We start from the raw sequence: 25,291 nt of genomic DNA on the forward strand, positions 1-25,291 counted from the left end.
AAATGATAAAAAAATTACCTATTACGTATATTACGTTACTCGCCTTATTAATAATTTCACCCTCAGTTTTAGCACAAAATGTACCAAGTGCCAATGGGAAAGAATATATTATCGGAGAAATAAAAGTTACAGGAATAACCAGTTATAATGAAAAAACTGTTATCACCTTTACCGGCTTAAGAAAAGGCGAACGTATTTTTTTACCAGGAGATAAAATAAGTAAAGTCATCAAGAAACTTTGGGATCTTGAGTTATTTAGTGACATCAATTTTTATATTTCAAATATTGAAGGAGAAGTAGCCGACTTAGAAATCAATATCAAAGAAGTTCCTGAATTAAAAGAAGCCCGAGTTGAAGGAATAAAAAAATCTAAGGCAGCAGAGTTAATTAAGGACAATGGACTTACTAAAGGTGCCAAAGTCACCGAAAACTTACTTACTACTACACGTAATTTTATTACCAACAAGTACAGAAAAGAAGGTTTTCTTAACACAAAAGTAGTCATCAATACTACCGCTGTAAAAGATACCGTTGCTAGCAACAAAGTGAACATGCTTGTTAGAATAGACCGCGGAGATCGAGTAAAAGTCGATCATATTAATATTGAAGGAAACGAAAAGCTATCCGACAATGCAGTACGAGGTGCTATGAAAAATACGAAACAAAAAAAATGGTACCGTTTCTGGAAAAGATCTAAATACATAAAAACTGATTATCAAGAAGATAAAGATAATATCGTTTCAAAATATAAAGAAAAAGGGTATCGAGATGCCCGTGTTACTTCAGACTCTTTAATAGTCGAGGACGATAGCAGCATTACTCTTAACATTAACGTAGAAGAAGGTAATCGTTACTATTTCGGAGATATAAATTTCTTAGGAAACAGCGTTTATACAGACAGACAATTAGCTAGACAATTAGTAATTAAAAAAGGAGATGTATACAATGGTGTCTTACTTGAAAAACAGATAGCAGATAACACAAAACCTGATGCAAATGATCTAACTAACTTATATCAAAATAATGGTTATTTATTTTCTAGTATCGATGCTGTAGAAACAAGAGTTTATAACGACACTATTGATTTTGAAGTAAGAATACGTGAAGGAAAACTAACTCACTTTGATCATATTACCATTACTGGAAATGATAAAACAAATGATCATGTAGTTTATAGAATTTTAAGAACAAAACCTGGTCAGGTATACAGTAAAGATCTTGTTGTAAGAACAGTTCGTGAAATCGGACAATTAGGATTTTTTGATCCTGAACAATTAGAACCACAATTTAAAAATGCGAATCCGCAAGCGGGAACTATTGACATAGAATTTCCTGTTGTAGAAAAAGGATCAAGTCAAATAGAACTTCAAGGTGGTTTTGGAGGCGGTGGCTTTATAGGTACGTTAGGTCTGGCTTTTAACAATTTCTCTATAAAAAACCTATTAAATAGAAAAGCATACACTCCCCTACCTATGGGAGATGGTCAAACCATGAGATTAAGAGCTCAGGCAAGTCGATTTTTTCAGACTTATAGTCTTTCTTTTATAGAGCCTTGGTTAGGAGGAAAAAGACCATATCAACTTTCTACTTCATTCTCACATACCATCCAGTTTCTATTTGATCAAAGAAATAGAGATGTTAATAGAGATAGTAAATTTTTAATTACAGGAGGATCTATTGGTATTGCAAAAAGATTAAACTGGCCTGATAACTATTTCACATTATCACAATCCTTAAGTATTAGACATTATAATCTAAAAAATTATAATACTCGTTTATTTACTTTTGGTAACGGATCTTCAAATGATATTGCTTATACAATAGGGCTAAGTAGAAATAACACTACCGTTAACCCTATTTTCCCTGTAGGTGGATCTCAATTTAATATTGTGGCTAAACTATCATTACCTTATTCTCTTTTTGACGGAAAGGATTATGGAGAATTAGCCGACCGTAGAGCAACTCTAGAAGACGAAATAAACGATCCTAGCACAAATCCTATTATACGTCAGGAAAAAAGTGCAGAAATAGGTGAAATTGATCAGGAACGTTTCAAATGGTTAGAGTACTACAAACTTAAATTTGACGCCGCGTGGTACACTAGTTTGGTTAATATTGGAAACAAACCATTGGTATTAAAAAGTAGTGCTGAATATGGTTTCTTAGGAGCATATAACAACGAGAGAGGTAATATTCCATTCGAAAGATTTTTCCTAGGAGGAGACGGATTAGGGGCGACTAGTCTAGATGGAAGAGAAGTAATCGCACTTAGAGGGTATGAAAATCAATCTCTTATACCATTAAGCAGACCAAATAATCAAGAATTTGATGGAGATGGTGCAACAATTTATAATAAATATTCGTTAGAACTTCGTTATCCTATTACACTAAAACCTGCTGCATCAATTTATATGCTAGGGTTTTTAGAAGGTGGTGCTTCTTATGATAGTTTTAAAGGCTTTAATCCTTTTCAATTAAATCGTTCTGCTGGAGCAGGAATACGTATCTTTATGCCTGCTTTTGGACTATTAGGTATAGATTTCGGTTATGGGTTTGATCCAATTCCTGGAAGGGGCAATAGCCCTAATGGTTGGGAGACTCACTTTATTATAGGACAACAGTTTTAAGTTTTGGCACGATTATTTCTATAAACACACAAAGTTATGAAAACAAAGGTTCTTTTACTATTAGCAACTTTCGGTTGGTTATCGCTTACGCAATCATTAAATGCTCAGAAAGGAATTAGAATTGGCTACATCGATATGGATTATATTCTTGAAAATGTAGCAGATTACAATGAAGCTTCATCTGATCTCGAAACAAAAGTCCAAAAATGGAAGGTAGAGATTGAAGCAGAATTAAAAAATGTAGAAGAAATGCGAAAGGACCTAAATAATGAAAGGGTCTTATTAACAAAAGAATTAATTGAAGAAAGAGAAGAAGATATTTTTTTTAAAGAAAAAGAGATTTTAGAATATCAACAAAAAAGATTCGGACCTAATGGAGATCTGTTTATTCAGAAAAAAAGATTAGTTCAACCTGTACAAGATCAAGTTTTTGTTGCTATACAAGAAATTGCAAAGAACAAAAAATACGATTTTGTTTTTGATAAATCATCAGATCTTGTAATGCTATACTCTGCTGATCGATATGATATCAGTGATCAGGTTTTATTAAGATTAAATAGAGCTTCTAAAAGAAAGCAACTTAATACCAAAAAAGAAAAGAAAAATCTTGAGAGAGCAGAAGAAAGAAATGTCGAACAAGAAAAAGAAGTAAGCGATAGAGAACGAGCAATAAAACAAAAGCAATCGCAAAGAGAAGAACTTTTAGCAAAACGTAAAGCCGAAAGAGATTCTTTAAGAGCGGCTAAGAAAAAAGAATTTGAGGCTAGAAGAGCACAGTTATTAGAATTGCAGAAAAGAAAAAAAGATTCTATTAATGCGCTAAAAAATGAAAAGAATAAATTAAAAGAAGATGAGGCTCCATCAGGTTCTGAGGATGGAGGAAACGAATAACAAGTCAGAACATTAATTTTTAAATTTAAACACCTTTAATATTTACTTACAAATGAAACAATTTAAGACATTATTAATAGCTTTTACATTAATCATAGGGACATCAGGTTTTGTAAACGCTCAATCTAAAGTAGCTCACATTGCATCACAAGCACTTGTAGAATCTATGCCTGCTTTTAAAGCTGCTAAGAGTGAAATTGAAAAACTAAACAAAACTTATGATGCTGAAATCAGAAATATGGTTTTAGAGTTGCAAAACACTATTAAAAAATACTCTGCAGAAGCTGAAACTAAAACTGACGAAGAAAATCTAAAAAGACAGCAAGAAATTCAGGCTACAGAAAAAAGCATCAACGATTACAGACAAAATGCACTTAAAGATCTTCAGAAAAAAGAGATTGAGTTAATGAAACCAATCTATGAAAAAGCACGTACTTCTATTCAAAAAGTAGCACGAGCACAAGGATTTCAATATGTATTAGATTCTACTACAGGAACTGGAGTAATCATGGCCGATGGTAAAGACCTAACGGCTGATGTAAAAAAGGATTTAGGTATCTAAAACCTTTACTTTCAACAAAAAATAAAAAAACAGTAAGACGCTTCTTACTGTTTTTTTATTTTTGGCACAAACTATATTTCAATCATGCAAAATCACCCTATCGGCATATTCGATTCTGGAGTTGGAGGCACCTCTATTTGGACAGAAATTACAAGAGTGTTGCCTAATGAAAATACCATATATCTGGCTGATAGTAAATACGCTCCTTATGGTAGACGAAGTAAAGATGAAATTATTAAATTAAGTATTAAAAACACAGAAAAGTTACTATCACTTAATTGTAAAATTATTGTTGTTGCCTGCAATACGGCTACTACAAATGCTATAAAAGAACTTCGATCCACATATCAGATTCCTTTTATTGGTATAGAACCGGCCATAAAACCTGCCGCGTTAAATTCTAAAACAAAAAAAATAGGAGTACTCGCCACAAAAGGAACATTATCAAGTGAATTATTTGCTAAAACATCTGATTTGTATACTCAAAATATAGAAGTAATCGATGTCATTGGAACAGGATTGGTAGAGTTAATAGAAGAAGGAAAAATTAAAACCAAAGAAATGTATACGTTACTATATTCGTATATCAAACCAATGATCGATAAAAATATTGATTATTTGGTTCTAGGTTGTAGTCATTACCCTTATCTTATTCCTATTCTAAAACAAATGCTACCTCAACAAGTTAAGATTATTGATTCTGGAGAAGCTGTTGCCAAGCAGACTAAAAGTATTCTACAATCAAATAATTTATTAACGTTAAATACAAATCCAGGAGCTCATATCCTGCATACAAATGGCAGTATTGAGACGCTAAAAAGTATAGTGCAAACTAATCCTGAAATAAACTATGACATTAGCACTTTAGTATTCTAAATTACTATTTAAAGTAATCTAAGAGCACCCCTTTTTTAGAAGAAGACACTGCTAATTCTTTTCCTGAAGAAAGGACAATACTCCCCCCCTTTCCTTTTCTATACCTTGTAATTTTACTAACATTAACCAGAAAGCTTTTGTGCGTTCGAACAAAACCTTCAGTCCTTAAAGAATCTTCAAAATACTTTAATGTTTTACTTACTAATTTTTGCCCTTGATCAAGATAGATTTTAGTATAATTATCATCTGCCTGACAATATAAAATATCAGAGATTTTTAACACCTCAAATCCGTCTTGTTGTGGTATCGTAATCTTGCCCTCTGTCGTAGTTACTTTTGGTATCAAAACTGCATCTTGAAGTTCTTTTTCTCTTTGTCTTATATGACTTACATGGTCCACAGCCTTAATTAGATTATCTATTGCAATGGGTTTCAACAAATAATAAGTGGCTTGTGCATTTAATGCATCTACTGCATAATGATCATAGGCCGTTACAAAAACGATTTCAAAAGAACGATCTGGTACTTGCTCTAACAAATCAAATGCATTTCCGTATGGCATCTCAACATCAAGAAATAACACATCTGGTGTATGTTGCGCGAGTAATGTAATCGTCTCCTGTACACTCGCTGCCTCGCCAAGAACAGTTACTGATGGACAATATTTTCCTAAATAGTTTCGAATAATAGCTCTGCTATTTGCTTCATCATCTACTACGATTGCTGTTAAGTTCATGAATATATATTTTCAATATTTTTAAATTTCTTTTTTGAGAATTAACTTCACTTGCGTTCCTTCTGCATTGTTTTCTGGGTCTGACACAAGAACGTCAACCTTGTCTTTATACATTTTATTAAGGATAGCGATTCGCTTTTTGATATTTCCCATTCCTTTAGATTTTTGTCTTTTTTGATTTGATGTTTTCAATTCTTTAGATTTTTTACGTCCAATTCCATCATCGACAATAGTAATTTCGATACTGTCCGAGTTTATTTCTTGAAATTTTATAGATAACATGCCCTTCTCTGTTTTATAACGTAACCCATGCCATACAGCATTTTCTACATAGGGTTGTAGTAACATCGGCGGAATCATATACTGATCTATATTAATCTCAGGATCTACATCAATTGTATAATCGAACTTATCTTGAAATCTAAAGTGTTCTAACTGCACGTATACTTGCAGCAGTTCTATTTCTTTTTCTAAGGGTATAAAATCTTCTTCACTATTTTCTAATACTGATCGCATCAAAATTGAGAAATCGGTTAAATATCGATTAGCTGTTCTTTCATCACTTGTTGCTATAAATGTATTTACAGAATTTAACGCATTAAAAATGAAATGTGGATTCATTTGAGAACGCAATGACTTAAGTGCTAAAAGATTATTTGCATATCGTTGCTGTTTCATATTGCGATACATCAAATATGCCGCAAGTAATAGTAAAACAGTCAAACCAATCAAAAAATAAATTATGATTTGCTGTCTTAGACTTTGTTGATTTACCAACTCCTGAGAAGCAAATGCCAATTTATATCTTGTTTCATTTAATTCTCTATCCTTCTCTAACGTTGTGATTCTATTTGCGCGTTGGGCTAATTCCCTACTAAAACGAGCTGCTTGTGAGATTTGTTGGTCTTTTTGAACATACAGCTTATCGATAATCACTTCGTATTCTTTAAAAGCATCAGAAGCCTTTTCTAATTCTCCTTTTTCTCTATATACCTCTCCTAACTTTCGAGTTGCATCTTTTTGAACAATTAGATCATTTTTAGAAGCTGCTTCTTTTATACTCTCATCAAGATACGTGATTGCTTCATCATACTTCTCTTGAGCGGCAAAAGCATTTGCTATTTTATAATTTTGTACCTGTGGGGTTAATGCATTATCGTCATCTAATGGTTGCACAGAATCTTTTACAACTTTAATATCTTTTATATCTTCTAGTGCTTCTTTTCGTAATTGTATTTCTTTATCATAGCTACTACTTTTATTATAAAAATCTGCTGCGACACTACGTTGTCGTGCTGATGTTTTTTTGTCTTTTTGTTGTGCTAGCTGTACAGAATTATCTAAATATTCTTCGGCATCTATAATATTTCCTTGTTGTTGTAATAAGCCCGCAAGCTTAGAGTTTAATCCTATGACTTTAGTATCATTTTTTTTACGCTGACTTAATGATAGTGCTTTATTATAACTTGTGATAGCTTCTATAGTATTTTGTAAACCAACATAGCTATCTCCTATCCCTTCATACACTAAAATTTTCTGGTTACTCGAAAGTCGTGATTTTAATAATTCTTTAAAAGTATTTAGAGCCGCCTGATAATTTTTACTTTCAAGTTGCGCGCTTGCTAATTTAATTTTTACATCAGTATTATATTTATTTTTTAAACTAATTAGATAATTACTCTCAGCAAGATCTGGTTGTTTCCAAAAATTATAGATATCTGCAAGAGTTTCAAAAAGTTCTGCTTTTTTACTTGCTCCAGCGGGATCATCATCTCTTATAGTTTCTAATGCATTTGTAATATACCCAATACTGGTTGATGCATCTTTTTTTAGCTCTTTTTTTGCAGCATTTAAATTGTCTCTATAGGTTACTTCTCTTTTTTGCTTAGAGATTGATTTTGATTTTGATTGTATAGGATTATCTTTTACCTCGATATCTATTCGTTGCCCATCTTTAATAGTATATCGTACAGTGGCAAAATCATCATGACTTATTACTAGTTCATCTCCAACTTTTGCTTCTATTCTAAAATCACCAAAAACATCTGTTTTAACAGTTCCTTTTCCTAGTATTGTGACCTCAACATCTTTAATTCCTTTTCGAGTACTTTGTTCTTTTACAGAACCCTTAATACTCATTGACTTTGATGTTGCCCTACTTCGTGTATCTTCTTGCCCTAAAACCAATGCAGGTAGTAGCCAAAGACAAATCATCATCAAGCTTATCTTCTTCATCCTATTCTTATTTGAATAGGATAAACTTAATCCATTTAAATGGGATAATAAAATCCTTATCCTACGGTTTAACTGATTTTCAGGACATTTTGTTCTTAAAAAAGGTTTTTTACTAATTAGAAATACGTGTTCACTCATTTATCATCGTCAATCCCTCATTATAGGTTTTATATCAAAAAAGATGCATCTAGTTTTACTTCAAATTAAAAAAAGGGAAACAATGAAGACATTTTATATTTGGAGTATTGCTAGTATACTATTTAGCATTTCTTGTACAGCGAATAATAAAAGTAATGCTAAGCTTTTATTTAACAACAATGACAATCATCTTATACAAACGATAAAAACAGACCCTAATACGCGTAATATACAGGTAGCATTATTATTAGATACCAGTAACAGTATGGATGGTCTTATCGATCAAGCTAAAGCACAATTATGGGAGATTGTGAATGAGCTTTCTTATGCCAAATGTGGGCACCATAGTATACAATTAGAAATTGCGTTATACGAGTACGGAAATGATGGTTTACCATCTCAAGAAGGTTTTATACGACAGGTACTTCCATTTTCTAATGATTTAGATGAAATTTCAAAAGAACTTTTTGCCTTAACCACAAATGGCGGAAATGAATATTGTGGTAAGGTAATCAACACATCGATTAATCAATTAAATTGGAAAAAAAGTAATGACCATCTTAAGTTAATATTTATAGCCGGAAATGAACCTTTTACACAAGGCCCAGTAAATTATAAGGATGCAGCTACTGATGCTGTAGAAAAAGATATTTCTATCAACACTATTTTTTGTGGCAACTTTAGACAAGGTGTCGATACCCGTTGGAAAGATGGAGCTGATATGACTAGAGGTGAATATACAGCCATTGATCACAATAGAGCTACAGTACATATTGCTACACCATATGATGATATTATCTTAGATCTTAATCATAAATTAAACGACACTTATATCTACTATGGTAGCAATGGCGCTCAAAAAAGAAGCACACAAGTCGCACAAGACAGCAATGCTCGCGCCTATAGTGAAGCCAATGCCGTAAGCAGAGCAGTAAGTAAAAGCTCTGGATTTTATAAAAATAAAAGTTGGGACCTTATTGATGCCGCAGAAGACGAATCTTTTGAAGTAGAAGAAGTCGCTAAAGACAATCTACCTAAAGAACTTAAAGAAAAATCTAAAACAGAATTAAAACAATATATCGCAAAGAAAAGCAAAGACAGAAAAGAGATTCAGCAGAAAATACAAGAACTCAATAAAAAGCGTATTACCTATCTTAAAAATAATCGCAAGAAAAATGACTCGAACTTAGAAACCGCATTATTAAATGCAATAAAAAAACAAGGCAAAGAAAAGTCTTTTAGTTGGGAGGAATAATTCATATTCATTAATTGGAAAAAACACCACTAGAAATGTTACTATTTTTAGTGGTGTTTCTTTTTAGGTATATCTAAATACCAATCTCGATAATAGTTATACTTTAATAGGGACCAATGCATACAAACGAAAATATATGTACTTTTATATATATATACAATTGTAACCCACAATTAAAAAAACATAGCGTAACCTTACATATGATGACCGAACTAAACACTGAAAATCAAATCTCGAAAAACAGAAACTTCTTAATAGACTTATCAGATCAAAATGATGATTCTCTAGATTTGAAATATTTAATACACAATTTTTGTGGTACAGTAGTAAAAGGCATTTCGGAAATTCAAAAGACATCTAATAAAATTAGAGTGTATGCCATTGGGCATATTGAACAGTTACAACACGAAACTGACACTGTTCTTATAATCAAAGAACTATCCTTTAATTATGAGAACATAGTTAAAAAGAATTTTAAAATTACAAGTCTTGGTAAAGTCCCAACTAATATACATAATGCAGGTGTTTTTTATAGAGATTTTTTTGATAACATTGATTACTTCAATAAAATTAAATCTGAACATGAATTTCAAAATTTGACAGAATCAAATAAGGAATCAATGGCGTTAAGAAAAGGAATTTATTTAACTAAAGTCATCAAAGACAAAAAGGAAGCATTACATTTTAGGCTTTTAAGGTGCTCTAGTAACTTAACTGGACCAACTGATAATTTCCGAGAAACTGACGATCAAATTGTAAATTCACTAAATGATATAATACAATTTGATTTTGAAAAAAACACCAAATTAAATCATGTTTTAGCGCAAATTTATCTGAACAAGAAAAAAGATGAAAATACCTCCAAAGAAATAAAAGCAAAAATAAAAGCACATTCAGATAAAACCAAAGATATGCCCAAAGAAGGATTGATTGCTTTTTGTACTTTTTATGACAGCACTAATTTCGAAAAACTAACCCCCTCTAAAACAGATAAGTTTGATTGGTGTTACAAAAAATCTAGTGGATTAACGAAACTTCTATTTAAACTGAAAAACACAGTAAATGATGATTCTTTAGAAAGAGAGTTTAGTATAACCTTATATCCTAATTCTGTATTTTTAATTCCACTATCTACAAATAGATTATATACACATGAAATTAAACCTTCTGTTTTAAATATTGACAAAATTCCTGTCAGAATGGGCTACATCATACGTTGTTCTAACTTAGAAGCTACCTTTACAAATAATCAAACATACATAAAAGAAAATGGCGATTTGATAAAGCTCGAGCAGATGAATAGTAAAACAATGAATAATTTGCGAGACTCTTATTACAAAGAAAATAAATCTGAAAAAGTTGTTGACTACGGAAAAATTCATTTTAGTATGAATTCAGGAGACTACCAAAAACCGATATATTAATAATTTTAGATATAATGACTAAAATTGGATTTCATAAAATAGTACTTCCATTAGAGCAAAATTTATTTAATAAGTTTTCAAATTCAATTCAGTTTGAAGTAACCGGAAAAGGAAGGGTTGGTAATCATTTAGTAGGCCAAGATGATAAAGGAATTCCATTAGTTAGAACCACTACAAATTACAATATCCCAGCCTATATATTTTCTTCAAAACATAGAATAATCATTGATAGTATTAAATCAGGTGTTGATGATATTGAACTATCTTCATTAGATTTTAACAATGCCTTAATCGAAATATATGAGCAGAATTACACAAAAATGAAATATCATTCTGATCAATGTCTTGATGTAGACAAGGACTCTTATATTGCGCTTTTCTCTTGTTATGAAAGACCTGATGAGCTTTCAGAACAATCTATTAGAAAACTCAAAATCAAAGACAAAGAAACAAATGAAGAGTCAGAAATTTTATTAACTCATAATTCTGTGATATTGTTTTCTGTATCAACAAACTCAAAATATCTTCACAAGATTGTCTTAGAACAAGTAAAAGGCATGAAGCCGTTAGCTTATGATAATAGATGGTTAGGAATAACTTTTCGTAAGTCAAATACATTTATTCAATTCAAAGATGACATTCCATATTTTCCTAACAGGGAGGTTCTAAAATTGGCTAACGAAAATCAAAGAAAAGAATTTTTTAAATTAAGAGGAGAAGAAAACAAAAACATGAATTTTATCTATCCACAACTTAATTACACTCTGAGTTTGGCAGATACCTTACCTCCAAAAAAAACATGAACCTTACAATTAAAGTAATATGCTTCGTTTTTCTTTTATCCACTTTTGGTCTAACAAAGAATAAAGATGCGCAACCTTTTTCTAACAAATCACTACTTAAATCTGATTTTTTAGCTTCTGGGTTTTATGTATTAAATGATTCTTTAGGTACTAAGCGAATTCTTCAAGGAACTAATGAATATTACTTTATAGAATCAAAATCTAAAATTCCTATTCATGCTCTGGAGAAAGTAAAAATTTCATTTGTAAAAAATAAAATTTTTGGTAAGGTCGAAAAACGTTTCGGTTTACTATTCAAATTAGATCCAAAAGGAGAAAATGAAATAAAAAACATGTCAAAAATTGCTCTGAAAAAAAGAGCTAAAATAGGTCTGATAATTAAAAATAAATTAATAATCGCATCTTATATGGGCTCTGAAATAACCAACACTCCCTTTTTTATAGAAACAAATACTTCTAAAGAAGATTTAAAAAACTTAGAAAAAATCATTAAAAAAGAACTAAAAAACTAAACAATAAAGTCTTTCATATAGTAGTATCCTATCAAATTTCAAAACCACAGTACATTCAAGAATGAACTATTGCATAAAATCATCATTTATTTTTATACCCGAATAAATAACGATATTTTTAAAAGTAGCATATGAACTCAATTGAAATTATACTATTAAATTTTTCAGAAACAAGACGAAGAAGTATAAAGTTATGGAAGGGTATCCCTGATGAATTTTTAAACTGGAAACCCGATCAAAAAGCCTTTTCAATTCTTGAAATGATTAGACACACACTTGAAACCGAACATTTGTTTCATACTATTATAAAAAATCGAGGGGATTTAGGAGATTATAAATCTCCTTGGATGGATTTAGAATATTCTAATTTAGAAAATGAGCTTGCCATTGCTAAAAAGTATCGTGAAGATTTCATTTCTATGATTCAGAACTTAACGGCATCTGATTTAAAGACTATCAGGATCGAACGAAGAGAAGTAGGTCAAAGTAAAAACCTAGGAGATTATTTAAATAGAATCGTTTATCATGAATCTGTACATACAGGTCAAATGTTAGGATATTTAAGAACATTAGGCGTTAACCGGCCATTAATATGGGATTAAACAAATACAAAACTACACTATCATCGAAGAATTAGAAAATCAGTTTAGTAAAATAGCTTCTATTTTAGGAGACAAATCTCGTGCTATCATTTTATGGAGCTTACTTGATGGTAGGGCATATACAGCAACCGAATTGGCAATAAGTGCAAATATTTCTAGGCAATCGGCTAGTAATCATTTAACTAAACTTACAGAAGTCCAATTATTAACCGTAGAAAAACAAGGTCGTCATAGATATTATAAACTTGCTAACGCCAAAGTTGCGCATGTTATAGAATCTATGGCCAGTTTAATTTCTTTAACAAAAGAGTATAAAAAAACTAAAGCCCCCAAATTAACCGACTTCACCTATTTTAGAACTTGTTATGATCATATCGCAGGGAGTGTTGGTGTTAAAATAACAAATGCCCTACTAAATCATAAAATCATAGAAGTTTCTGGCAAAGATTACAAGGTCACAAATTCAGGAAAAAAATGGTTTAACAGTCTGGGTATAGATATTGATGCTATTAAACAAAAAAAACGTTCTTTCGCTTTTCAATGTTTAGATTGGAGCGAAAGAAAACATCATATTGCAGGAGCATTAGGAGCTTCGATCCTTGAAACAATGATAGAAAAAGATTGGATACGTAAAAAGGCAAACTCAAGAGAGTTAACAATGACTTCAACTGGAAAAAAAGAATTAAAGAATAGATTAAATATAGACGTATAATGTTTTTTATGATAAAATGTTAAAAAAATAACCAAACCTGATTTCCCAAATCAATACTCAAAATACAATAGATCATTCCATGGTTTATCCTTCCGGTTCAATCAAAAAAATAAAAAATAACACTTTGATTCCATAGAAATTCAAAACTTTAGTATTTTTAATTGGATGGAAGAACAAAACAAATCAACACATTGCAAAAACTGCGCAAAAAATTCATTGTAAAATATTATTATGACGCAAGAACTATATCAAAAGGCTATTAAATTTGCTGGAGAAAAACATAGTGAACAAAAAGTTCCCGGAACAAATGCCAATTACCTTGTACATATCTCTAATGTCACCATGGAAGTACTACTTGCCTATAATTTTGACAATTCTTTTGATCTTAATTTTGCCATACAAACCGCTATTTTACATGATACAATAGAAGATACTGATACAAACTACGAAGAAATCAAATCTACGTTTGATGAATCTATAGCAAAAGCTGTACTAGCACTAACAAAAAATGAAAAAATACATTCTAAAAAAGAAAGAATGATTGACAGTTTAGCTCGTATAAACAAATTGCAAAAAGAAGTCGGGATCGTCAAAATAGCAGATCGAATTACCAACTTACAGTCTCCTCCAGGGCATTGGTCAAAAGATAAAGTAGTTAAATACTATGAAGAAGCTAAGTTAATATCCTTTGAGTTAAAAAATAAAAACAAGTATTTAAACAAACGACTAGAAACAAAAATTAAGGAGTACAATGCAAAAATTAGTGAATTAGACTAATCATAAAATGGAAATTATAATAACAAAAGGTAAAAACCGAAATACATTAACCTGCAAAAGAGTAGATGGAACCATAACTTCTGAAAATTTAGGACCTGACATTCCTAATCATGATATTGCTCATTATGTTATTGAAAAAAGGTTTAAGATGAAAAATGGGTTTTATGGAAAAATAAAATCAGGTATGACAATTACTGAATTATCTGATAAGGACATTATTAAAAACTTGGAATCAGAAACTTGGTTATCCGAAATAATGTCACGAAATCTTCAATCTATTGGTTCTGGTGCCGCAAATATTGATCAATACATCCAATTAATACATTGGGAGGCAAAAAGTATTGGTAACATTACAGTACCTAATATGGATACAACAGACATAATAGAAATGAAATCAGAATTTGATCTGCTTTGTGAAAAGTGGAACGTAATACCCGAAAATGGCGAACTAAGCTTAAAATTTGAATAGATTATAATTTTATTTAAGTACTAGATATAAATTAAAGGTAGCGCATAACCCTATTCTTGTACTTTATCTACTTGATATAATTAAATGATTAGCTCCTAAAAATTGATCAGTATTGTATATTTATAAAGTAAATCTATCCTTTTAAAATGTCAAATGCATTAGTTATAATTTTTGGAATCGGTGCAATCCAATGCATTTTGTTCGCCCTGCTCATTCTTTTAAAAAAGCAAAGAAAGTCACCTGATTGGGTTTTGTTTTCTTGGTTTATCATATTTTTTGTTCATTTAGTGTTAGGAATAGGTAAAAAAACAAACCCAACCCAAAGTATCGAAATCTGTATAATGACCATTGGTTTTTTACATGGTCCGCTTTTTCTATTTTATGCAAAAACAATCTTTACAATACCTATTAAGAAAGTAGAAGTACTACACTTGTTTCCTTTTGCATTTTTTACCATTCTTAGTTTTTTTATTAAAGAAGAAAAAGAGCAGTTATGGGAAATTGTAATTCTTATCGTAAAATTAATTTCTTTGATATTTTATCCCATATACATTCTATATGTGCATCACAAAAAAATTACTTTATTAAAAACCAATATAGCCGACAATAGTATCTGGGAGTTTTCTTGGATAAGGATAATCGCATTTATATTTTTAGTTAGTACTGGAGTTAGTATGATACGACTTGCAACAGAACTTATTGTAGGAGTTGCATATTTTGAATTTCTAGATGGATTACGTTATGTAATCTTGATTATTGTTATCGGGTTTTACGGATTAAAATATGGTATGGTTTACAAACCAGAAGGACACTTAAATATGATCGCACAAGATAAAAAATACAAACACAGTCCTTTAAAAAATGGCGAGATTAATACATTTACCAATACAATTAATCGTTTCTTTCAGGACAATGATGCCTACCTCCTTCCTGATTTTTCATTAACAACTTTATCAGAATCTGTACAAATTCCTAAACATCACCTTTCACAAATTATAAACTCAGAAATGAATACTACTTTTTATGACTTAGTAAATTCAAAAAGAGTGGCCTATGCAGTGCAAAGAATACAAGAAGGAACAAATCTCACTCTAGAAGGTTTAGGGTATGAGTGTGGTTTTAATTCTAAATCTGCTTTCTTTTCTAACTTTAAAAAAAATATAGGCAAAACTCCAGGTCAATTCAAAAAAGAAATAAGTACTGATTAATTAAGAGGTTCCAATACCTCCAATTAACTTCTTTTTTTTGTATTCAGATATAAAATGAATCATATGGATAAAAGAGAGTTTATTAAAACAGTCGGAGCGGCCTCATTATGCACATTTATAAACCCACTAGATGCCTTAGGGTTTAACTTACTGAATACACAAAATAAAAAAGTACTCATCCTTGGTGGAAGAGGTTTTCTGGGCCCTTCTATTGTTGAAGCATTTTTGACATCCGGGTATCAAGTTACTTTATTAAACAGAGGAAAAACTAATCCTCACCTTTTTAAAAACCTACCAATTATAATTTGCGACCGAGAAAAAGAAAATAAAAAAGGGCTGAAAGAAATACCTCAAAAATATAAAGACACGTATTGGGATGTTGTTATTGACACATGGCAAAAGTCTCCAAAATCAGTTGCAGATTTCCTTGACGAGTTTAAAGGTCGTTTTGGACATTATCACTATATATCTTCGATCTCTGTTTATGATAAATGGGATAAAAAATTTATTGTAGAAACCGAACCGTTAAACCCACTTCCTAAATCTCCAAGAACTATAAGCGAAGATTTTAGATATGCCATAAGAAAAACATTTGCTGAAGAAGCTATTAGAGAGCGAATTAATAATTTTACCATATACCGATCCCACGGCATGAGAGATTTTAGAGTTGGAGGACTAGGAAATCCAGATGCTGAACCCTTTTGGCCTGTTAGATTTTATAGAGGAGGAACTATTGCATTGCCTTATGAAGAAAACCATCACATGCAAGTTACTGACATAAAAAGTTTAGTTAATTTTATTTTGCAATGCTCGATAGCCAAGACCTATGGATCATACAACGTTGCATATCATCCAACACCTTTTAAAGATTATGTATCTAGTCTTATTCATGCTACCAAAGTTCCCGAAAAAATGCATTGGATTGATGGTGATTTTTTTATAAAAAATGAATTAATTCCGTATAAAATAGTTCCCTTCTGGAGACAAAAACCTAAAGGATTCTATCATTTCAATGTTCAAAAGGCTATCAATGCAGGATTAGTAAATCGACCTATGGTCAATATGATTACTGATCAAATAAATGGATACAAAAGTAGATATCCAAATGATGATGTTCAATTTGGAGAAATCATAAACGGGAAACAAGTAAAATATTACTCTGCCAAAAAAGAAAAAGAAGTTATACAAAAATGGCTAAACAGATAGAAGCATTATAAGTAAAAGGGTGAAATCAAGTTTAACCGATTCACCCTTTTATTGCATCTCAATGTTAAATCAACAAGGAGTAACAAACTTTTAAGTTTACATTTTAATTATTTATTATAATACACAGCAGTCTGACCATACTGAAAATGAATTGGATTATGTCCGGGGTCTTTTTTGAACATATATAGATCACTAGGATCTTTTTCGAACAACATGATAATATCAGATCCTCCAAACCTAAATTTACCAAACTCTTGTCCTTTGACCACTGTTTTATGTTCTAGTTCTGTATACATCTCAACACCCGATACCTGACACATCCCTATAGGTAGGATAGCTACTTTACCTACTACATCACCCCCATCTACAATAACCAATCCTCTAGCTTGCGTAAACTCATATCCATCAGTAGCGCCATCGGGAGCATCCCATTGCCCATCTTCGGTCATATTTACGTTCAAGTATACTTTACCTAATATCGCTTTGATCTCTAAAATCTTACCGCTAACAGGTGTATGAAAACGATGATAATCAAACGGACTCAAAAAGTAATGCACAAAAGTCCCACCATAAAAATCCTTAGCATATGGGCTATCACTTAATAATTCATCGATGGTTCCAATACTATGTGTTTTTTTAAATGTTACTCTTGTTTTTTCACCACTTTCATCCAGTACATTTCCGTTACTATCAATAGGGTAATCTTCTTTAAAAGTACAATCTGCCGGCGCAACAATCGTTGTATTCGTTTTCGGTTCTGCAATAGGACGTAACGGTGTTATTCCTGTCTCTGGATGAGCATTATTAAATTCTCTAAAGAAAAATGTATTAAAAGTATTCCAACTTTTCTCATTATCCGAATATAAAGGATAATTATACATCGTGTCGTATTTAAAAGAATGCAAACTTTCTTTTGTTAATGATGGTGGAGTATCAAGAAAACTACCCCATGCCTTTGCAAACTCAACCAACCAGGCAGCAAACTTTTCAAAATCCTGCATGGTATGCTTACTCCCTTCTACTTTTTGATCTACAAGCCAGTAAAACTGGCATAACAGATCATATACCTTTTGGTTGTATCCATTTTGTTTCCCATCACTTTTCCATGCATTTGGATAATTGGGATTGTCACTCTCATTTGGGACAAGTCGTACGTATAAATCTAGATAGTCTAAGTATGTAGGAATGGTAATAGGCCATCCATTTCCTTTAAACTCCTCATTTATGGCCTTATAAAGATCAGGGTTAAGATTTTTTTGAGCCAAAAAGTTTGCTTTTTCTAAAGAAGCCAATAACGCCAAACGCATTTCTTTATTGCTATCAAGAAGTGCTTTTAATTTTTCTACAACCGAAGTGTGAACATTTCTTCTTAAACTAAGAGTTTCTACTTCTTCGAATGTTAATGTGTCTGCCATTTTTCAAATTTGTTATACTTACCTACTCTATTTAAAAATAGCTTTTCGGATTCCGCTATTCATAATCAAAAAAGGAATGTATTTCTTAATCTAAATTGTTATTTTTTTGATTACGCCTAAATTTAAAAAGAAGTGTTCAGAAATTTTATTTCATTGTATTTCACTACACATCAATTACTACACAAACCACTATTAAATAAACACTTACATCTAATGACCACTGTAAAAACGTAGTGTAATTCTACTTATTATTTGGGATATTCTTACAATGCATTAAACCTAAAATGAGCAATTAATTCTATTGCTCTAAAACGAGTTAAAAATATAAAACCAATATGTTTCATAACTGTCTAGAGATAAAAGGAATTAAGATAGAAATGGTTTTGAATTTGCTAAGATGATATATCACCAGACAAAGGATCTTACCATATTTACAAATAGAACATCGACATAAAAGCGATCTATATAAAGGCCAATTTATGCAGCACAAAAACTACAATCCCAGAACTACTTTGTCTACGTGACAATACGACCTTTAAACACTCTATATCTAATACTGCAGTAACAATTTCATTTACTATAAAGAACTAATAGAGAGCACTTTTCAAAGGCAAATTCTTAGAAAAAGTATTGTTGTTTTTGTTTCATAACCAGAATTTTCCTTTTTTCGTTATAACCTATACTTTGAGTTTGCGTGTAAATCAAAAAAAATGAAAATTAATTTAAACAACAAAAGATTTACATCTATTTCAAACACTAATAATGCGGAGGTATCTTCTGCAACTATTTTTCGATACTATCAAAAACAAAATGTAGTTTGGGCATCCTATAATGGAGGTCAAATAGTACAAGGTCATTTAATTGGTAAGATCGTTAATGATCATTTAGAGTTTGTATATCATCACATTAATCTCAATAACGAAATTATGACAGGGGAGTGTAAATCATATCCCGAAATTACTATTGGTGGTAAAATTTTGCTTAAAGAATTTTGGAAATGGACCTGTAAAGATCATAGCTCTGGTGAGTCTACGTTACTTGAAATGTAATCTTTGCATTTTAATCAAATAAAATGTCCTAATACTTATTTAGTTTTTCGAATTTACCGCAGGGCAATCACAATTCCATCTTTCTTTACGCTTTCCGAAATCATACCCTAGTGTAAGCTGGTGAAAACCTCCATTACTTAGTACCACAGAATTAGATTGGTAACTATAGGTATAGCCCACCATCCATTGTTTGTAGTTAACTCCAAGAAATGGGGTAATATATTGCAATTGTTGGTTTTCTACTAAAAAACCATCTTGAGAAAATTCTGCACCATCTAAACTACGTCTGTATGACAGTCCCCCCCAAAGCGTTGCAACTTCAAATTCTCTGTACAACTTGGCATTTACGTCAATTGTACTTTCTTTAGTTTGATCAGTAGCTTGATACATTACAGAAGGCTCAACACTCCAAGGACCACCTCTTAAATTAAAAAATCTTCCTAATGAGAAAATATACCTTCGTTGATTATTAGACTCTGTAATGGGTGTATCATTATTGAAAATATCTCTTGTTGTAGGTAAGATATTCTTAACTGTAAAATGTGCATACCACTCTAAATAGTTATATGACATCCCTACATCCATATTATAATATGAATCTTTTTGTACTCTATCTAAAATAACAGGATCAGGATCAGAGGGATCATCGAGTCCTCTTAGATCAACATTTGATTGAATAAATCCCCCGCTTACTCCAAAGGAAAGCATATTTAAGTCCGACCGATCTCTAGAAAATAATAAATGATAAGCAAAAGTTACGTACACTCCTGTTTGGGAGAATCGCCCATTTTCATCTTTAAATACAATTCCACCAAGACCCGTTTTCTCACCGATTCTTGTACTCATATTTAACGTTTGTAAATTTGGAGCATCGTCTACATTGAACCATTGCTTCCTGGCGGTTAGTCTAATTTTGTTTGCATTTGCAGCACCGGCCATGGCAGGATGCACCAAATATAAATTATCAGATAAATAGTCAGCGAATACAGGAATTCCCTCTTGCGCAAAAACAATTCGGGAAAACAAAAGTAATACTACTACATAAGTTGTCTTTAAGTTCATTTGGGCACTATCTTTTACGGGGCTAAAATAGAGTTAGTGAATTAAATGTAAACTACTAAAAACAGTTTATATTGTGGGGCTTCACTACAAATTTTTAATTACACCATTACTTTTTGATCTCTCCAAAGATATAAATTTTTGTCAGAAACCAATATTTTAAGTTTTTTAAGTACAATAAGTTAAAAAATGTTAGTAGTTGGGATAGGATAATGTTATCGTATTGCTTTTTAGTAAATTTGCCAAAAATTAGCACATGGAAAAGAATTTTGAAATAAAGATTGAAGCTACTTCGAACCCTAGTATAGTTAAATTCGAAGCTAACTACTTCTTAACGCAACATACTAGTTATGAATTCGAAAATATAGATCAGGCAAAGAGTTCTCCATTAGCCCAACAATTATTTTATTTACCTTTTGTAAGAAGAGTCTTTATCGCACAAAACTTTGTTGCTATAGATAAATATGATATTGTAGAATGGTCTGATGTTCAAGATGAAGTAGCGGCCCAAATTAAAACATATCTTGATAGTGGTCAAGAGGTGATTACCGAGACAGAGACTGTTAAAAAAACGGCAATAACGATCTACGCAGAAAGCACTCCAAACCCAGCTGTACTTAAATTTGTAGCAAATAAAAAACTTGTTACGGCAGGGCATGAATTTAAAAGCATTGATGATGCTAAAGAAGCACCTATAGTTCAAGAGTTATTTCATTTCCCTTTTATTAAAGAGGTTTATATTGATGAAAATTACATTTCTATCAATAAATACGATATGGCCGATTGGAATGACATTACAATTGAGATACGAGAATTTTTACGCAACTATTTAGAACAGGGCAAAGAAGTATTATCAGCTAATGCAACCACATCTAAAACAGAAACGGAACAACAAGCAGATGTAGACTTCGAAAAACTTGACGATGTCTCTAAAGATATTGTAAATATTATTGAAGAATATATTAAACCAGCTGTTGCAAGTGATGGAGGTAATATTTTATTTGATTCTTATGATCCAGAAAGCAAAGGTGTGAAAGTAGTTTTACAAGGCGCATGTAGTGGTTGCCCTTCTTCAACATTTACCTTAAAAAATGGTATAGAAAATATGCTAAAAGAAATGTTGAAAGGCAAAGTTGAATATGTAGAAGCAATAAATGGGTAGTTTACCGACTAACCTTTAATTACATCGAAAAAATTGCCAAAAGAACATCGGTTTTTATTTAAAAAAACTAAAGTATCTCGTATCTTAGAGATTCTTTTAAAATATTAACTAAAAAATTATTAAAATGGCAATAGTAAAAACAATTGAAATTATAGCTAGTTCAGAAAAAGGATGGGAAGATGCTACTAAGAGTGGAATTAAACAAGCTTCAAAAACAGTAAAAAACATCAAATCTGCTTGGGTTTCTGATCAAAAAGTAATGGTAAAAGATGGTGAAGTTTCTGAATACCGAGTTAATCTTAAAGTATCATTTGAGATAAAATAATTTCAAATTAAGAATTGCATAAATTATTCTTGATTTGGTTTTCTAACCTACTTAATAGTAAGAAAATCGTATTTTATTGTATAATAAAGCAAAGCATCCTAATATTCTTGGGATGCTTTTTATATTTTTAGACATTATAAAAAAGTTACTCCAGTGAAATATTCGTTTTTTATCATCATCGCATTCCTCTTTACACAATGCACAAGTCAAAACAAACCTTCTATGGAACATGCATATACCAATGACTTAGCTCATGAAACAAGTCCATATTTACTGCAACATGCTCATAATCCCGTAAATTGGAAGCCTTGGGGGCCTAAAGCACTTAAGCAAGCCAAAGATGAAAATAAACTTATCATTGTAAGTATTGGCTATGCTGCTTGCCATTGGTGTCATGTAATGGAACATGAAAGTTTTGAAGATCCTGAAGTAGCCGAAATTATGAATACTAATTTCGTAAGTATAAAAGTCGATCGCGAAGAACGTCCAGATATTGATCAAGTGTATATGAATGCTGTACAGTTAATGACTGGTAGTGGTGGATGGCCGCTTAACGCAATCACATTACCTGACGGAAGACCTGTTTGGGGAGGCACTTATTTTCCTAAAGGAAATTGGGTAGATGCTCTTAAACAAATATCTGGTCTATATGAAAAGCAGCCTGAAAAATTATTAGAATATGCTGAAAAACTGGAACAAGGAATAAAAGAAGTAGATATTATTGAAGTAAATACCGATGAAATTAGTTTTGAAAAAGATTTTGTGGCTACGGCTGTAAAGACTTGGAGTAAAAACTTTGATCATCAAAAAGGAGGCACAAAACGAGTCCCTAAATTCATGATGCCCAACAACTATCATTTCTTACTTAGGTATGCTCATCAAAGTGGAGATGATGAGTTATTAGAGTATGTAAAAAACACATTAACAAAGATTTCTTTTGGTGGTGTTTATGATCATGTTGGTGGTGGTTTTGCAAGATATTCTACCGATGATAAATGGCATGTACCCCACTTTGAAAAAATGCTATACGATAATGCACAATTAGTTAGCCTTTATGCTGATGCATATTTAGTTACCAAAGACCCTTGGTATAAAAAAGTAGTTTATGAAACTTTGGATTTTGTTGCTAATGAATTGACTAATAAACAAGGGGCCTTTTATTCATCGTTAGACGCAGATAGTAAAACACCAAATGATGAATTAGAAGAAGGTGCTTTTTATGTTTGGACAAAAAAAGAACTTAAAACACTTTTAAAAGATGACTATGAACTTTTTTCTAAATATTATAATGTAGACACATATGGATTCTGGGAAAAAGAAAACTATGTCTTGATAAGAAAAGATAGTGATATTGAATTCTGCAATAAAAACAGTATTGATAATAAAACACTAGTAGAAAAATTAGAGCAATGGAAAAAGACTCTTGCAGAAGAACGTGAAAAAAGATCCAAACCAAGACTAGATGATAAAACATTAACCTCATGGAATGCTCTTATGATAAAGGCCTATGTAGATGCATATAGAGTATTCGGAGAAAAAGATTTCTTGACTACTGCCTTAAAGAACGCACACTTTATAAAAGAAAACCAACTTAAAAAAGATGCTTCTCTATTTCATAATTACAAAGAAGGTAAAAGTACGGTTAATGGTTATTTAGAAGATTACGCCTCGGTTATAGATGCATTTATAGCATTGTATCAAAACACTTCGGATCAACAGTGGTTGGACATCTCCAAAAATCTTACAGAATATGCGATAACACATTTTTTTGATAAAGAAAAAAATATATTTTATTTTACATCAGATGAAGATCCTGAACTAATCGCCAGAACAATAGAATCAAGTGACAATGTGATTCCTGCATCAAACTCTATTATGGCCAAAAACTTATTTTTATTATCTCATTATTTCGATGAATCCAATTATAAAAATATAAGTCAGCAAATGCTACATAATATCAAGCCACAAATAGAAGCCTATGCTTCTGGATATTCGAATTGGTTGGATTTAATGTTAAATTATTCGTACGACTTTTATGAGCTTGTAATCGTTGGCACCGATGCTAAGGAAAAAATACAAGAAATAAACAAGACCTATATACCCAATAAACTTCTAGCAGGTAGTACTCTTGATTCTGAAAGTCCTCTTCTAAAAAATAGATTTGTAGAAGATGAAACCTTATTTTATGTATGTGTAAATAATGCATGTAAATTTCCTGTTAATGAAACTTCAAAAGCAATAGAATTACTTCGTTAATTTTTTAAGAAAAAACGAAAAAAGAATCCAAGTTTCGTCAAGAAAAAACTACCATAAAACGATGAAAACAAACATTTTATAGTTAAAAATCATCAAAAAATACGGTTTTACCATAAAAATTCTATGTGAATTTTGTGTTAAAATGACGTTTTTGTTCTGAATAATTCAATTGTTCTCGGCAATGTATTATCAATTTCGTAAAAATTAACACAAAAAAACATATTAATTTCATACAAAACGTGATTTTATTAAATTTGTCATATCCAAATCAATGAAATTATGAGAAAAACATTACTTATCCTATTCTTAATAACAACCACTATTTCATTTGCTCAATTACCCAAAAATCTTTTAATTCCATCAAAGGAAAATTATACTTATGATGAATACGACGGAAGTATTTATATGAAATCTCGTTTTAAAGAGTCGAGCGTAATAGATGAAAAGTCAAGTTCTTATGATGCAAAATTGAAATACAATATTTTAGATGATGCTATAATGCATTCTTCTAATTCAGGTATTTATGAATTAGCAAAGACCCCAACAATTCATGCCAGAATCGACGGAGACTATTTTTACTATTGTAATTTCAAAAATCAAAGAGGTCTTAACAGAGATGGATATTATATATTGATAGAATTAACCGATCAATATCGAATTTATAAAAGGTTAACTCTTGACATAACAGATCCTGAAGAAAAAGGTCCCGTAAGCAGTGGTATAACTGCACCTGGAAATGTAAAAACGATTACCACCTATTATATCGAAGAATCCGGAATCATCATGGAATTACCTATGAATAAGAAAGGACTTCTTGCGACATTTAGTGATAAACAAAATGAACTAAAGGAATACATCAAAAAAGGAAAAATACGTGTTCGTAAAGAAGATGATTTAATCCGATTAGTAGCAAGGTACAATGCCTTAAAAAGTGATGAAACTTCTCAAAACAGAAGTCTTCTAAGTACTGCAGATGGCAATAGGTAATTTAT

At 31.3% G+C, this 25,291-nt stretch carries 23 protein-coding genes; 19 read left to right on the forward strand and 4 right to left on the reverse strand.

All coding sequences use genetic code 11. From position 1 onward, the window contains the following. Positions 1-2: 2 nt before the first annotated feature. The 4 genes from D1816_RS12600 (at position 3) to murI (ending at position 4,956) form a co-directional block, all read left to right on the forward strand. Positions 3-2,627 (forward strand): outer membrane protein assembly factor, encoded by a 2,625-nt coding sequence (locus tag D1816_RS12600; RefSeq protein WP_082832521.1) that lies wholly within the window; start codon positions 3-5, stop codon positions 2,625-2,627. A 36-nt stretch (positions 2,628-2,663) separates the two neighbouring features. Further along, complete coding sequence (locus tag D1816_RS12605) at positions 2,664-3,518, forward strand: OmpH family outer membrane protein (protein ID WP_066317211.1); 855 nt, start codon at positions 2,664-2,666, stop codon at positions 3,516-3,518. A gap of 52 nt (positions 3,519-3,570) precedes the next feature. Beyond that, positions 3,571-4,080: an OmpH family outer membrane protein gene (locus tag D1816_RS12610; RefSeq protein WP_066317214.1), complete on the forward strand. Its 510-nt coding sequence runs from the start codon at positions 3,571-3,573 to the stop codon at positions 4,078-4,080. A gap of 84 nt (positions 4,081-4,164) precedes the next feature. Then, positions 4,165-4,956 (forward strand): glutamate racemase, encoded by a 792-nt coding sequence (gene murI, locus D1816_RS12615; protein ID WP_118503266.1) that lies wholly within the window; start codon positions 4,165-4,167, stop codon positions 4,954-4,956. 4 nt (positions 4,957-4,960) lie between these two features. Here murI and D1816_RS12620 read toward each other — a convergent pair whose 3' ends face one another. After that, positions 4,961-5,692, reverse strand: a complete 732-nt coding sequence (locus D1816_RS12620) for a LytTR family DNA-binding domain-containing protein (protein WP_118503268.1) — start codon at positions 5,690-5,692, stop codon at positions 4,961-4,963. 21 nt (positions 5,693-5,713) lie between these two features. After that, a complete protein-coding gene (locus D1816_RS12625) occupies positions 5,714-7,927 on the reverse strand; it encodes a histidine kinase (protein ID WP_233565213.1) in 2,214 nt (737 codons plus the stop codon). 220 nt (positions 7,928-8,147) lie between these two features. Between D1816_RS12625 and D1816_RS12630 the strand changes: the two genes are divergently transcribed. The 10 genes from D1816_RS12630 (at position 8,148) to D1816_RS12675 (ending at position 17,033) form a co-directional block, all read left to right on the forward strand. Beyond that, a complete protein-coding gene (locus D1816_RS12630) occupies positions 8,148-9,320 on the forward strand; it encodes a VWA domain-containing protein (RefSeq protein WP_066317811.1) in 1,173 nt (390 codons plus the stop codon). A gap of 200 nt (positions 9,321-9,520) precedes the next feature. After that, positions 9,521-10,744: a hypothetical protein gene (locus tag D1816_RS12635; protein ID WP_240338692.1), complete on the forward strand. Its 1,224-nt coding sequence runs from the start codon at positions 9,521-9,523 to the stop codon at positions 10,742-10,744. Between the two features lie 14 nt (positions 10,745-10,758). After that, complete coding sequence (locus D1816_RS12640; RefSeq protein ID WP_118503274.1) at positions 10,759-11,547, forward strand: alpha-ketoglutarate-dependent dioxygenase AlkB; 789 nt, start codon at positions 10,759-10,761, stop codon at positions 11,545-11,547. Beyond that, positions 11,544-12,059 carry a hypothetical protein gene (locus D1816_RS12645; protein WP_118503276.1) on the forward strand — a complete coding sequence of 172 codons (516 nt, stop codon included), beginning with the start codon at positions 11,544-11,546 and terminating at the stop codon, positions 12,057-12,059. Before D1816_RS12640 ends, D1816_RS12645 begins: the two co-directional genes overlap by 4 nt. 131 nt (positions 12,060-12,190) lie before the next feature. Next, positions 12,191-12,661, forward strand: coding sequence for a DinB family protein (locus D1816_RS12650; protein ID WP_118503278.1), 471 nt, complete (start codon positions 12,191-12,193; stop codon positions 12,659-12,661). Positions 12,662-12,749: 88 nt separating this feature from the next. Beyond that, on the forward strand, positions 12,750-13,373 hold the full coding sequence (locus D1816_RS12655) for a helix-turn-helix transcriptional regulator (protein ID WP_240338696.1): 624 nt from the start codon (positions 12,750-12,752) through the stop codon (positions 13,371-13,373). Positions 13,374-13,604: 231 nt separating this feature from the next. Continuing rightward, complete coding sequence (locus tag D1816_RS12660) at positions 13,605-14,150, forward strand: HD domain-containing protein (RefSeq protein ID WP_118503282.1); 546 nt, start codon at positions 13,605-13,607, stop codon at positions 14,148-14,150. Positions 14,151-14,157: 7 nt separating this feature from the next. After that, positions 14,158-14,619, forward strand: a complete 462-nt coding sequence (locus tag D1816_RS12665) for a hypothetical protein (RefSeq protein WP_118503284.1) — start codon at positions 14,158-14,160, stop codon at positions 14,617-14,619. A gap of 146 nt (positions 14,620-14,765) precedes the next feature. Then, positions 14,766-15,827 (forward strand): AraC family transcriptional regulator, encoded by a 1,062-nt coding sequence (locus D1816_RS12670; protein ID WP_118503286.1) that lies wholly within the window; start codon positions 14,766-14,768, stop codon positions 15,825-15,827. 63 nt (positions 15,828-15,890) lie between these two features. After that, positions 15,891-17,033, forward strand: coding sequence for an NAD-dependent epimerase/dehydratase family protein (locus D1816_RS12675; protein ID WP_120702389.1), 1,143 nt, complete (start codon positions 15,891-15,893; stop codon positions 17,031-17,033). A 107-nt stretch (positions 17,034-17,140) separates the two neighbouring features. Here the strand turns inward: D1816_RS12675 and D1816_RS12680 are convergent, their stop codons facing one another. Then, on the reverse strand, positions 17,141-18,448 hold the full coding sequence (locus D1816_RS12680) for a phosphatidylserine decarboxylase (RefSeq protein WP_118503290.1): 1,308 nt from the start codon (positions 18,446-18,448) through the stop codon (positions 17,141-17,143). A gap of 710 nt (positions 18,449-19,158) precedes the next feature. Between D1816_RS12680 and D1816_RS12685 the strand changes: the two genes are divergently transcribed. Continuing rightward, complete coding sequence (locus D1816_RS12685) at positions 19,159-19,497, forward strand: hypothetical protein (protein WP_066317245.1); 339 nt, start codon at positions 19,159-19,161, stop codon at positions 19,495-19,497. Positions 19,498-19,536: 39 nt separating this feature from the next. Here D1816_RS12685 and D1816_RS12690 read toward each other — a convergent pair whose 3' ends face one another. Further along, positions 19,537-20,559 carry a type IX secretion system membrane protein PorP/SprF gene (locus tag D1816_RS12690; RefSeq protein ID WP_118503292.1) on the reverse strand — a complete coding sequence of 341 codons (1,023 nt, stop codon included), beginning with the start codon at positions 20,557-20,559 and terminating at the stop codon, positions 19,537-19,539. A gap of 253 nt (positions 20,560-20,812) precedes the next feature. On the opposite strand from D1816_RS12690, the gene D1816_RS12695 reads away from it, so the two are divergent. From D1816_RS12695 to D1816_RS12710, 4 genes are all read left to right on the forward strand, one after another. Further along, a complete protein-coding gene (locus tag D1816_RS12695) occupies positions 20,813-21,718 on the forward strand; it encodes a NifU family protein (RefSeq protein ID WP_066317249.1) in 906 nt (301 codons plus the stop codon). 124 nt (positions 21,719-21,842) lie between these two features. After that, entirely contained in the window at positions 21,843-22,043 is a 201-nt protein-coding gene (locus D1816_RS12700) for a dodecin family protein (protein WP_066317252.1), read from the forward strand. 222 nt (positions 22,044-22,265) lie between these two features. Continuing rightward, positions 22,266-24,299, forward strand: a complete 2,034-nt coding sequence (locus D1816_RS12705) for a thioredoxin domain-containing protein (RefSeq protein WP_118503295.1) — start codon at positions 22,266-22,268, stop codon at positions 24,297-24,299. A 279-nt stretch (positions 24,300-24,578) separates the two neighbouring features. After that, positions 24,579-25,286, forward strand: coding sequence for a hypothetical protein (locus D1816_RS12710; protein ID WP_066317258.1), 708 nt, complete (start codon positions 24,579-24,581; stop codon positions 25,284-25,286). The last annotated feature ends 5 nt before the right edge of the window (positions 25,287-25,291 follow it).

The sequence above is a fragment of the Aquimarina sp. AD10 genome, assembly GCF_003443715.1.
In the GTDB taxonomy this organism is placed as follows: Bacteria; Bacteroidota; Bacteroidia; order Flavobacteriales; family Flavobacteriaceae; genus Aquimarina; species Aquimarina aggregata.

Bases quoted from the DNA above. Each gene is read 5' to 3' on its own strand.
- D1816_RS12700 (WP_066317252.1), top strand. From the start codon at position 21,843: ATGGCAATAGTAAAAACAATTGAAATTATAGCTAGTTCAGAAAAAGGA.
- D1816_RS12660 (WP_118503282.1), top strand. From the start codon at position 13,605: ATGACGCAAGAACTATATCAAAAGGCTATTAAATTTGCTGGAGAAAAA.
- D1816_RS12695 (WP_066317249.1), top strand. From the start codon at position 20,813: ATGGAAAAGAATTTTGAAATAAAGATTGAAGCTACTTCGAACCCTAGT.
- murI (WP_118503266.1), top strand. From the start codon at position 4,165: ATGCAAAATCACCCTATCGGCATATTCGATTCTGGAGTTGGAGGCACC.
- D1816_RS12680 (WP_118503290.1), bottom strand. From the start codon at position 18,448: ATGGCAGACACATTAACATTCGAAGAAGTAGAAACTCTTAGTTTAAGA.
- D1816_RS12690 (WP_118503292.1), bottom strand. From the start codon at position 20,559: ATGAACTTAAAGACAACTTATGTAGTAGTATTACTTTTGTTTTCCCGA.
- D1816_RS12605 (WP_066317211.1), top strand. From the start codon at position 2,664: ATGAAAACAAAGGTTCTTTTACTATTAGCAACTTTCGGTTGGTTATCG.
- D1816_RS12705 (WP_118503295.1), top strand. From the start codon at position 22,266: ATGGAACATGCATATACCAATGACTTAGCTCATGAAACAAGTCCATAT.
- D1816_RS12600 (WP_082832521.1), top strand. From the start codon at position 3: ATGATAAAAAAATTACCTATTACGTATATTACGTTACTCGCCTTATTA.
- D1816_RS12675 (WP_120702389.1), top strand. From the start codon at position 15,891: ATGGATAAAAGAGAGTTTATTAAAACAGTCGGAGCGGCCTCATTATGC.
- D1816_RS12645 (WP_118503276.1), top strand. From the start codon at position 11,544: ATGAACCTTACAATTAAAGTAATATGCTTCGTTTTTCTTTTATCCACT.
- D1816_RS12640 (WP_118503274.1), top strand. From the start codon at position 10,759: ATGACTAAAATTGGATTTCATAAAATAGTACTTCCATTAGAGCAAAAT.
- D1816_RS12650 (WP_118503278.1), top strand. From the start codon at position 12,191: ATGAACTCAATTGAAATTATACTATTAAATTTTTCAGAAACAAGACGA.
- D1816_RS12670 (WP_118503286.1), top strand. From the start codon at position 14,766: ATGTCAAATGCATTAGTTATAATTTTTGGAATCGGTGCAATCCAATGC.
- D1816_RS12610 (WP_066317214.1), top strand. From the start codon at position 3,571: ATGAAACAATTTAAGACATTATTAATAGCTTTTACATTAATCATAGGG.
- D1816_RS12630 (WP_066317811.1), top strand. From the start codon at position 8,148: ATGAAGACATTTTATATTTGGAGTATTGCTAGTATACTATTTAGCATT.
- D1816_RS12665 (WP_118503284.1), top strand. From the start codon at position 14,158: ATGGAAATTATAATAACAAAAGGTAAAAACCGAAATACATTAACCTGC.
- D1816_RS12685 (WP_066317245.1), top strand. From the start codon at position 19,159: ATGAAAATTAATTTAAACAACAAAAGATTTACATCTATTTCAAACACT.
- D1816_RS12710 (WP_066317258.1), top strand. From the start codon at position 24,579: ATGAGAAAAACATTACTTATCCTATTCTTAATAACAACCACTATTTCA.
- D1816_RS12620 (WP_118503268.1), bottom strand. From the start codon at position 5,692: ATGAACTTAACAGCAATCGTAGTAGATGATGAAGCAAATAGCAGAGCT.
- D1816_RS12635 (WP_240338692.1), top strand. From the start codon at position 9,521: ATGATGACCGAACTAAACACTGAAAATCAAATCTCGAAAAACAGAAAC.
- D1816_RS12625 (WP_233565213.1), bottom strand. From the start codon at position 7,927: ATGAAGAAGATAAGCTTGATGATGATTTGTCTTTGGCTACTACCTGCA.